At 55.9% G+C, this 8,426-nt stretch carries 7 protein-coding genes and 1 pseudogene; 2 read left to right on the top strand and 6 right to left on the bottom strand.

The genetic code is table 11. From position 1 onward, the window contains the following. Window positions 1-61: 61 nt before the first annotated feature. The 3 genes from Q4Q11_RS29675 to Q4Q11_RS29665 form a co-directional block, all read right to left on the bottom strand. On the bottom strand, window positions 62-1,897 hold the full coding sequence (locus tag Q4Q11_RS29675) for a putative bifunctional diguanylate cyclase/phosphodiesterase (RefSeq protein WP_498571710.1): 1,836 nt from the start codon (window positions 1,895-1,897) through the stop codon (window positions 62-64). Window positions 1,898-2,336: 439 nt separating this feature from the next. Continuing rightward, window positions 2,337-2,999 (bottom strand): AraC family transcriptional regulator, encoded by a 663-nt coding sequence (locus Q4Q11_RS29670; protein WP_498571709.1) that lies wholly within the window; start codon window positions 2,997-2,999, stop codon window positions 2,337-2,339. Next, window positions 2,996-3,244, bottom strand: a complete 249-nt coding sequence (locus Q4Q11_RS29665; protein WP_498571708.1) for a cupin domain-containing protein — start codon at window positions 3,242-3,244, stop codon at window positions 2,996-2,998. The genes Q4Q11_RS29670 and Q4Q11_RS29665 overlap by 4 nt, the downstream gene beginning before the upstream one ends. Window positions 3,245-3,362: 118 nt before the next feature. On the opposite strand from Q4Q11_RS29665, the gene Q4Q11_RS29660 reads away from it, so the two are divergent. Beyond that, window positions 3,363-4,340 carry an SDR family oxidoreductase gene (locus Q4Q11_RS29660; protein WP_498571707.1) on the top strand — a complete coding sequence of 326 codons (978 nt, stop codon included), beginning with the start codon at window positions 3,363-3,365 and terminating at the stop codon, window positions 4,338-4,340. Window positions 4,341-4,873: 533 nt separating this feature from the next. On the opposite strand, the gene Q4Q11_RS29655 is transcribed toward Q4Q11_RS29660, so the two are convergent. The 3 genes from Q4Q11_RS29655 to Q4Q11_RS29645 all read right to left on the bottom strand — a co-directional run bounded on the left by Q4Q11_RS29655 (window position 4,874) and on the right by Q4Q11_RS29645 (window position 8,002). Next, complete coding sequence (locus tag Q4Q11_RS29655; RefSeq protein ID WP_498571706.1) at window positions 4,874-5,833, bottom strand: GGDEF domain-containing protein; 960 nt, start codon at window positions 5,831-5,833, stop codon at window positions 4,874-4,876. Between the two features lie 709 nt (window positions 5,834-6,542). Next, window positions 6,543-7,559, bottom strand: a complete 1,017-nt coding sequence (locus Q4Q11_RS29650; protein ID WP_112513313.1) for a zinc-binding alcohol dehydrogenase family protein — start codon at window positions 7,557-7,559, stop codon at window positions 6,543-6,545. Between the two features lie 23 nt (window positions 7,560-7,582). Further along, window positions 7,583-8,002, bottom strand: a complete 420-nt coding sequence (locus Q4Q11_RS29645) for a heme-binding protein (RefSeq protein ID WP_112513312.1) — start codon at window positions 8,000-8,002, stop codon at window positions 7,583-7,585. Between the two features lie 345 nt (window positions 8,003-8,347). Between Q4Q11_RS29645 and Q4Q11_RS29640 the strand changes: the two are divergent. Beyond that, a pseudogene (locus Q4Q11_RS29640) lies at window positions 8,348-8,426 on the top strand (winged helix-turn-helix transcriptional regulator); the annotation flags it as partial.

Genomic DNA, 8,426 nt, shown 5'->3' with positions numbered 1-8,426 from the left:
AGCACTAATGCTGGTTCTAATGCCAGAACATCGCCTAACTGGCTCGTTCAGCAAAATCCGTTCACCGGACGCTCACGGAATACCGGAGCGGCTCACGGGACGAACTACTGTGAACGCCACGCTGACCGTGGGCTAGGAGGAACTCTCCAGCCTTCGATCCATCCATCGCCCGTGCAAAGAGATATCCTTGGCCAAGCTTGCAACCGAACTCTTCAAGACGTCGCGCCTGTTCTTCTTCCTCGATCCCTTCCGCTACGACGCGAATGCCAAGTTTTCCAGCGATTGAAATCAAGCCCTCGACGATGGCCATCCCCGCATCATCGAGCCTGGTCCGGTCAATAAACGACTTGTCGATCTTGATGATGTCGACAGGAACGGTCAGCAAATGGGTCAGGGAAGCATAGCCGGTGCCAAAGTCGTCCAGCGCCACCTTCAAGCCTTCAAACCGCAGAGCCTTGATCTCATTTGCGACCACGTGGTCACGTTGTCCGAGATAAACGGATTCCGTTACCTCAAGGATCAGGTGTTTGAGCGGAACGTCCGCCGCTTGGAAGAGCTGGCAAATTTTCTCGCGCAGTCCTCCCTTGCGGAAGTCGGCGGCCGAAAGATTGACGCCGACATGCTGCAGAGGAAGCCCTTTGTCGAGCCATGTCCGCATATCCTTCGCCACCTTGGTCAGCATCCTTTCCGTCAGCATGGCTGCAACGTGGGCGTCTTTGGTCGCCTCATGAAAATGCGCTGCTGCAACGACGTCGCCGGAGTGGGTTTTCATCCGGCACAATGCTTCCAGGCCGATAGCCTCGCGCGTGTCAAGCCGGACGATGGGCTGATAGTAAGCCTCAATGCGGTTCTCCGACAGAGCCAAGCTGACATCTCTCACCGCTCGAAAGCGGCGCATCAACGTTGTCCCGAGGCCAGGATGGAACGCAACAAACTGCCCCCGGGCATGCTCTTTGGCGTGATAGAGAGCGATATCCGCGTTTTGACGTACCTGCTCAAGATCGATATTTCCCGTTGCAAGAGCGCCGCCCAGTGTCATTGATGGAAAAACAATATGTCCGCCACATTCTGATGACGGTTCGACCACTTTCAAGATCTGAGCCGCTTTGCGCTGTAGATCAAACTCGTCTTCGCAGAGGACGATGATTGCAAATTCGTCGCCACCGAGCCGGTATGCATGCTCATTGCCCGCTCCTGCAGCGATCCTCTTCGCCACGACGTGGATCAGGGCATCACCCGCAGCATGACCGAACGTATCGTTTACCAGTTTGAGGTTGTCGAGGTCCCCAACCACGATACCCCAGCTCTCGCTTGTGGAATTCGCCTGGTTCTGGAGAGCCAGATCGAAGGCAGCTCGGTTCGGCAAGCCAGTAAGTGCATCCATGTAGGTTAACCGCTGACGCTCCGAAACCCGTTCGTCACGCTCGATTGCGATCGAGCAGAGATGGACACACGCATCCACGATCCTCTGCTCAAGTATACTCGGTCCACGGTTCTCCCGATAGTAGAAGGCGAAAGTACCGACCACACGATCGGCGCTCTTGATCGGACTAGACCAGCACGCCCTCAGACCGAGCGGAAGAGCAAGTGCCTTATAGTCGGTCCATCTGGGATCTGCTTCTATGTCGGTGACCACCACCGGTATTCCAAGGAAGGCGGCCGTACCGCAAGAACCAGCGAAAGGCCCGATCTCCAGGGTGTCGACAGCCCCGGAATATGACACTGGCAGCGATGGTGCCGCCAATGTCGACAAGCCGTTGCCGTTGGACTTCAAGACGGTGGCCGCAACACCAGGAACGGCTCTTTCGACCATCAAACAAAGCGTCGAGAGCGTATCCGCCAGCGGTTCGCCTTTGGCGATCATTTCAAGAATGGCATTCTGCAATTCCAGGATCATGTGAGGCGTCTCGAAAGGAAAACCTTCTCTAGCAGCCGCGTTTTCAGATCTGGTTACCCGATTAGATACACTTTAATCCAATCCACTGCAAAACATCCCGCTTCTTCCCGGCGACCTATGACCGTCGGCTCGGGGATTCAGCCGTGAAACATGTTTAGTTATCGTGCAATACGATGGAATGCCTGAACGGTAGATTCCCGAAGTCTGTCGAATTTTACAACATTCCGGCCAGTATTTCCATTTGACGCTCATCCGTTCGGTGACCAAGTACCCATTGACGAACTTGTTATATCGATATGGAAACGGGACCACGGCGCAATGCAAAGCTGGGTGAAGTCGCGACGCAAATGAACCGCTTACACAAGCATCGCTCACGATGACGTCATCGAGCGACTTGGACATGGCGACCACGGCGTCATCCGGCGCACGAAAGTCCATTTCACCTGACCGAAGCCTTCCGATAGGCTGACGGCGGTAATCCGGTCTCCCGTTTGAAGGACGTGCTGAAGGCGCTGACCGATTGGAAGCCAACCATTTCCGCAATCTCCGCCATTGAAAGGCTTGAATCAGCGAGCGCATTCTTCGCGAGCAGCATGCGCCAACGGCTGATGTAGTCTATGGGTGGCACGCCGACGATATCGGTGAAGCGCATCGCGAAGGCGGATCGCGAGAGCCCGACGTCTCTAGCAAGCTGTGAGACCGTCCATGACTTTTTCGCGTCTTTATGAACGAGCTTCAAGGCCGATCCCACTTTGGGGTCTTGCAAGCCGGCGATCAGGCCCGGGGACGCTATCTCCATTGCTAAACCTCTGTAACGCAAGGCTTCGGCCAGTATCACCTCCAGCAGTCGCTCCACGATGAAGTTTCTGGCGGGACGTTCATCCATCACCTCATCTCCAAGCGCGGACAACAGTGCTATCAAGCGTTGATTTTCCATCTCTCCCGATTTGATGAGAGCCACTGACCTCACGATAAACCGAAATAGCTCGGAGCTCGCGACAGCGAAAGAGAAATTGCCCGCAATGAATTTCGCACCTGCGAATTTGCTTTCATCGACAGCAAGCGGACCAGACCTAGAAAGAAGGGTCTTGAACTCGATCACCTCACGACCTGTGCCAATCGCCATCGACCAAGACGGGGATCGACCATGAGCAGGAAGTCTCCCGCATCCACTACAAATTCTATTCCGTCGGCCCTCCTGACAGTCGCAGTACCGCTCAACATCTGTCCGAAAACGACGACATTTTCCGGGTTAAACCCGATCTTCCAATCTCCCCGCGCCTCTACAAGGTGCCAGAAAACGCCTGATGGTTTCAACAGGCTTAGGACTTGACTCAATGGATCCATTTGGACGCTTAATAAAATATCGTGGCGCTTTGATTATAGATCAACTCGAGAAAATACATATCTTTCTTTTGAAGCTGCACACTTGGTGCAAAACAGCGTCAGGAAAGGAGATGCGGTCGTGAAAGTATTTGTTACAGGCGCGACGGGATTTATAGGAAGTGCCGTCGTTGATGAACTCGTCGCTAACGGCCATTCCGTAATCGGACTCGCTCGCACGGCTGAATCAGCAAAAAAACTGGCGAACAAGGGGCTGGCCCCGTTGAGGGGCATACTTGATGACCAGCGTACACTTGCAAAGGCGGCGTCGGAGGCTGACGGAGTCATCCATCTCGCCTTCATGCATACGCCGGCAAAAGCGACTTTTTCACGCTTGGTGAGGATCATGCTCGGCGGAGCACCCAGAGGCATCGTTAGGCGGTTCATGGCGGCAACCGCCGCTACCGAACTGGACGCGCTATCCGCAATGGGAAATGCCCTCAAGGCCTCGGGAAAGCCGTTTGTGACGACCTTCGCGACCATGGGCCTCGCAAGCCCCGGAAACAAACCAAATGACAGCGCTCAGGAAGAAGATCTCCCCACGCCGCGATCGCCAGGATACATTCGCGCGAAACACGAGGAAAAGGTAGAGGAGTTGGCTTCCTTGGGCGTTCGTGCGTCCATCATAAGACTTCCCCCTTCGGTCCACGGTATGGGTGACGGCGGCCTTGTTCCCGCGATCATCAAGCTCAGCCGTAAAAACAAGAAATCTGTCTACATCGAAGACGGTCGGAATCGTTGGCCAGCGGTGCATGTCCGCGACGCCGCAAAGCTCTATCGATTGGCGTTGGAAGAAGGCGTCGCCGGAACGCGCTATCACGCCGTTGCAGAGGAAGGCGTGGAGTTTCGCGCGATCGCCGAGAAAATTGCGGGCCATCTCCACGTCCCGATTTCCTCGGAGCGAGACATCAGCGCTGGAAAGCATTTCGGTTGGCTGGCCCCGTTTGCCGCTTGCGACAACCCATGCTCAAGCACCTTCACCCGCTCCGCTCTTGGCTGGATCCCAGGTGGTCCGTCCCTATTGGACGATCTGGAGGGAAACTATTACTGGGCGGCATAATGTTCAATCGATTAGGCCCACCGTCAAGCGACCTGCTCAAGGGGCGCTTGACCTCACCAATCGCACTGCCCTGCCAGAATGCATCTATCCCCGTCATCGGCGGCAACGTTTCATGAATGCAAAGCCTGCCGGAAGTGCGGCGTTGTTGGCAGAACGCGATGCTTTTCGGGAACTTCAAGACGCCTAATAGCGCGCTCAGGGACATCTCATATACACCAAAGAGTGTACGAAATGACAAGTCGCACGTCCTACCTCCAATCGGATCTCCAACAAACGCAAAGAGCTGAAGCAGTGATGCCAGCAACGAGATTCTCAGCCGGGGAGGAATGCTTGCAATGGGCCTCGCATACAGCCTCCGCAGTCCTTCCTGTATTGGCCAGCAATCACAAAAAGGAGAAATCCATAAGCAATTTTGCATTCACACTTACCGACGAAAGCGACCTTCGAGCGGACGACGCCGTCGGTCTCCACATCACTGCCTGTGCCAGCGGCACCGCAGCGCGTGGGGCAAAGGCCAATACTGCTCGACCACTTTAAAGATGAATATGCGAGCATTTCTGCTGTCTTAGAGACAGCAAGGGCTCGTCATCAAACGGAGGAACATGGCCTGCCAAGCTGAAGCCAGCTTTAGTGTCACGTTTCACCGAATACATGAGCTGATCAGCCTGACGCAACAGCTCGTGCAGCGAAGTGCGGTCACCGGGAAGGGCAATTACCGCGCCCATGCTGCATGTGACACTGTGGCCGGTGTCCTCCAATGCTGCCGTGAGCCCCGCATGCAACCGCTCCGCTACTTCTGGGGCGTATTCTGTCTTGGACAGCTTTATCATCACGGCAAACTCGTCGCCGCCCATCCGCCCGAAACAATCCTCCAGGCTAATGAGCGACTTCCCCTCTTCTGCAAGACGTTGCAGGAGCCGGTCACCCGCTTGGTGTCCGAACCGATCATTAACGTCCTTGAAACCATCAAGATCGAAATAGGCAAGTAGCAAAGGCTGATTGCGCGTCCTTGCCGGCGCAAGCATTGCCTCAGCCTGGCGTTGGAACTCCTGCCGATTCAAAATACCTGTCATCCAATCCCGCCGCGCAAGGAGGCGTTCCCGGTCGAAGCTTTGCCGGAAGCGCGACACGATACCAGCCGCACATCCGAATTTGATAAGTTGCACTACCAGCCCGATCATCGCACTCGCGTCCGGATGACTGGAAACTCCGAGCAAGATTGCAGCCGACAATGTAATTTCCGCGACCGCGACGCTCATCCCAGTTTTGAAACCGAAACGCCAGCACGCGATGCAAATTGGCAGCATATAGAGCGGGCCGCCATTGTGGATGCTGCTGGCTTGGAAAAGCCAATCCAAGCCTGCAATACAGATTGAGCTAAAGACCACCAGTCGCCAAGCAGCGACTGGCGTCAGGGAATCGAGCCACTGTTCCGGGGAAAACGAGGTGGGTCTGAAATGGCCACTTCGCTGGCTTCGATAGTCTTCCCGCAATATTGTCACCTCTCCGAACTCCGTCCCTCCGCTTGTGTCCCGCTCGAGATCCGGGCTAGTCGCATCAGAGGATCGCGAATGCGCAACAGAAATCGGCACTTCTAGGAAACCTGAGGATGAGTCTGGCACAAAGCCTTTGGCTCAAGGCTGAACATGCACGACCGTTACCCGGTCGCTGCGGCACCAAGCTTCCTAACCGTGTGGGGTTTCCAAGTCCCGGCCTTCGTCTTCACAAGCTATGGGAGGAAATACCTGAGAACCCTTAATAATTAGAAGCGTTGCCTATCTCCACGAGCAGGACTACTCTCGCAGTCCCCAGCGAGCGCATCGGCTGTCCCGCCAGGGACGCTCACAAAGGATCGGTTTTTCGTATCCTCTATGTTTGGAGAACGCTGTACATTAATGTGTCGAAAGAATCGATCTTCGTAAAAATGGCCTCCCTGTCATCGACATTCATTGCTGTTGATCGAATTTCATGAGAGTTTCGCTCCAAAACTTATGAATTTCTTCAATATTGGACACCGGCCTTGCTTGCTTGGAATGGCCGATTTGGGGCGGCTATTCAGTTTCGCAGCGTTTTGACGCAGATTTGCATTTGTGGCTGATCCATTTAGTGGCTGAGATCCCATTGCCGAATTTGTGATATCAACTTCTAAGCAGGGTTGCTATGAAATGCAAAGTCGAATGAAATCTCGACACAAATGAACCGTCAGAACCCTTCTAGGACGACCTTGCCGATGGTCGAGCCGCTCTCGAGCTGAGCATGCGCCTTCTTGAGGTTGTCGGCATTGATCGTGCCGAGGCGCACCGTCGCCGTGGAGCGGATGCGGCCGTCATCGGCCGCGGCAGCGATCTCGTCGAGAATTCGTCCCTGTTCGATCATGTCGGGCGTCTGATAGATTGAGCGGGTAAACATCAGCTCGTGATGGATCGACACCGCCTTGCGCTTGAACAGCATGACGTCAAAGCTCTTCGGATCGTCGATCAGCCCGAAGCGACCCTGCGGGGCTATCAACTCTGCGATCTCCGCCACGTGCATCTCCGTCTGGGTAGTCGAGAACACAAAGGCAGGCGCGCCGATGCCCAGATCCGCGATCTGCCGCGCCAGAGGCTTCGAATGATCGACGACGTGATGGGCGCCCATCTTCGTCACGAACTCGCGCGTTTCCGGACGCGACGCGGTGGCGATGACGGTAAGTTCTGTGAACTGCCGGGCAATCTGGATGGCGATCGAACCGACGCCGCCAGCACCGCCAATGATCAGAATGGCGTTCGCAGCACCCGATGCCGGCTTCTTCACATTCATCCGGTCAAAAAGAGCTTCCCAGGCTGTCAGCGTGGTCAGCGGCAGAGCGGCAGCGTCGGACCAGTCCAGCTTGGACGGCTTGCGACCGACGATGCGTTCGTCGACGAGATGGAACTCCGCGTTGGTGCCTGACCGAAGGATCGAACCCGCGTACCAGACCTCGTCACCCGGAGCGAACCTGGTGACCTCGGGGCCGATGGTGGCGACGACGCCGGCCGCGTCCCATCCGACAACCTTCCAGTCCATGCCCTGCGCCGGTGGCGTGCTGCGACGGACCTTGTAATCGACGGGGTTCACCGAAACCGCCTTCACCTCGACCAGAATGTCATGCCCTTCAGGGACTGGCTTGGCGATCTCGATATCTACGAGGGAATCTGCCGCGTCGATGGCCGAGGGGGTTTTGTATCCGACTGCTTTCATTTTCTGTGCTCCTTGAACTGCTTTCACTTGGCGAAATTGCGAAGTGCTTCTTCGCCAGCTTCCTGGTCCTGCGCCCAGCTTCCGCCGGAGATGCCGAGGCCACCGATGATCATGCCGTCCTCCGTGATCGGGAAGCCGCCGGCCGCCGCCATCACACGCGGGACGTGGCGAAGGTTCGATGCGCCTCGATCTTCAAGGAGGTCAACCCACTGTGCCGTCGAGAGGCCGAAGGAGGCTGCCGTGTAGGCCTTGTCGATGGCGATGTTAACGGCGAGGTATGAGCTGCGGTCGCTGCGCTCGAAAGCCTTGAGGTTTCCTGCGGCGTCCACGATGGCGACGACTGGTTCAAAGCCGACGCGCTCCGATGCGGCGATGGTTTCCGCGACGAGCCTTGCGGCGGCTTCGCGAGTGATCGAACGGGAGATGAAGCTGTTTTCCGACATTCGGGAATTCCTTGAGGTTGCTTCCTGGTGGCTTGAGCGATCCCACCAGCTGGTAGGATCGTCGAACAAGTCATCTCAATGTAGCGTACCGGCGTTGTCTGTGGATACGCACAACGCTTGCCAATAGTATCCATTTGGATACCCTGCAGCCGATTGCAGGAAGCGGCGACTGCTCGTCATTACGGCGTAAATTCAATAGATTGCCTGCGATATTGATCGGCTTTCCGCTGTCGCCGCAGGTCAAGGAATACGCATCTGGCATGTTGCACGCGATCAGAAACCTGCAATAACTACAATACGCGAACTACAAGCAAAGACGCATCTAAGGATCAAAAGGATACCACCATGGCCAAGGCTCGTCATTCCCGCTTCGACTGCAATCCGGGCTGCTCGGTCGAGGCGGCGATCAGCCTGATCGATGGCA

It is taken from the genome of Rhizobium sp. UFLA01-1127 (assembly GCF_059803845.1).
Note: the sequence above shows the minus strand (reverse complement) of the source record. Positions and strands in the feature narration are given on the sequence as shown.

Bases quoted from the DNA above. Each gene is read 5' to 3' on its own strand.
- Q4Q11_RS29675 (WP_498571710.1), bottom strand. From the start codon at position 1,897: ATGATCCTGGAATTGCAGAATGCCATTCTTGAAATGATCGCCAAAGGC.
- Q4Q11_RS29665 (WP_498571708.1), bottom strand. From the start codon at position 3,244: ATGGATCCATTGAGTCAAGTCCTAAGCCTGTTGAAACCATCAGGCGTT.
- Q4Q11_RS29650 (WP_112513313.1), bottom strand. From the start codon at position 7,559: ATGAAAGCAGTCGGATACAAAACCCCCTCGGCCATCGACGCGGCAGAT.
- Q4Q11_RS29645 (WP_112513312.1), bottom strand. From the start codon at position 8,002: ATGTCGGAAAACAGCTTCATCTCCCGTTCGATCACTCGCGAAGCCGCC.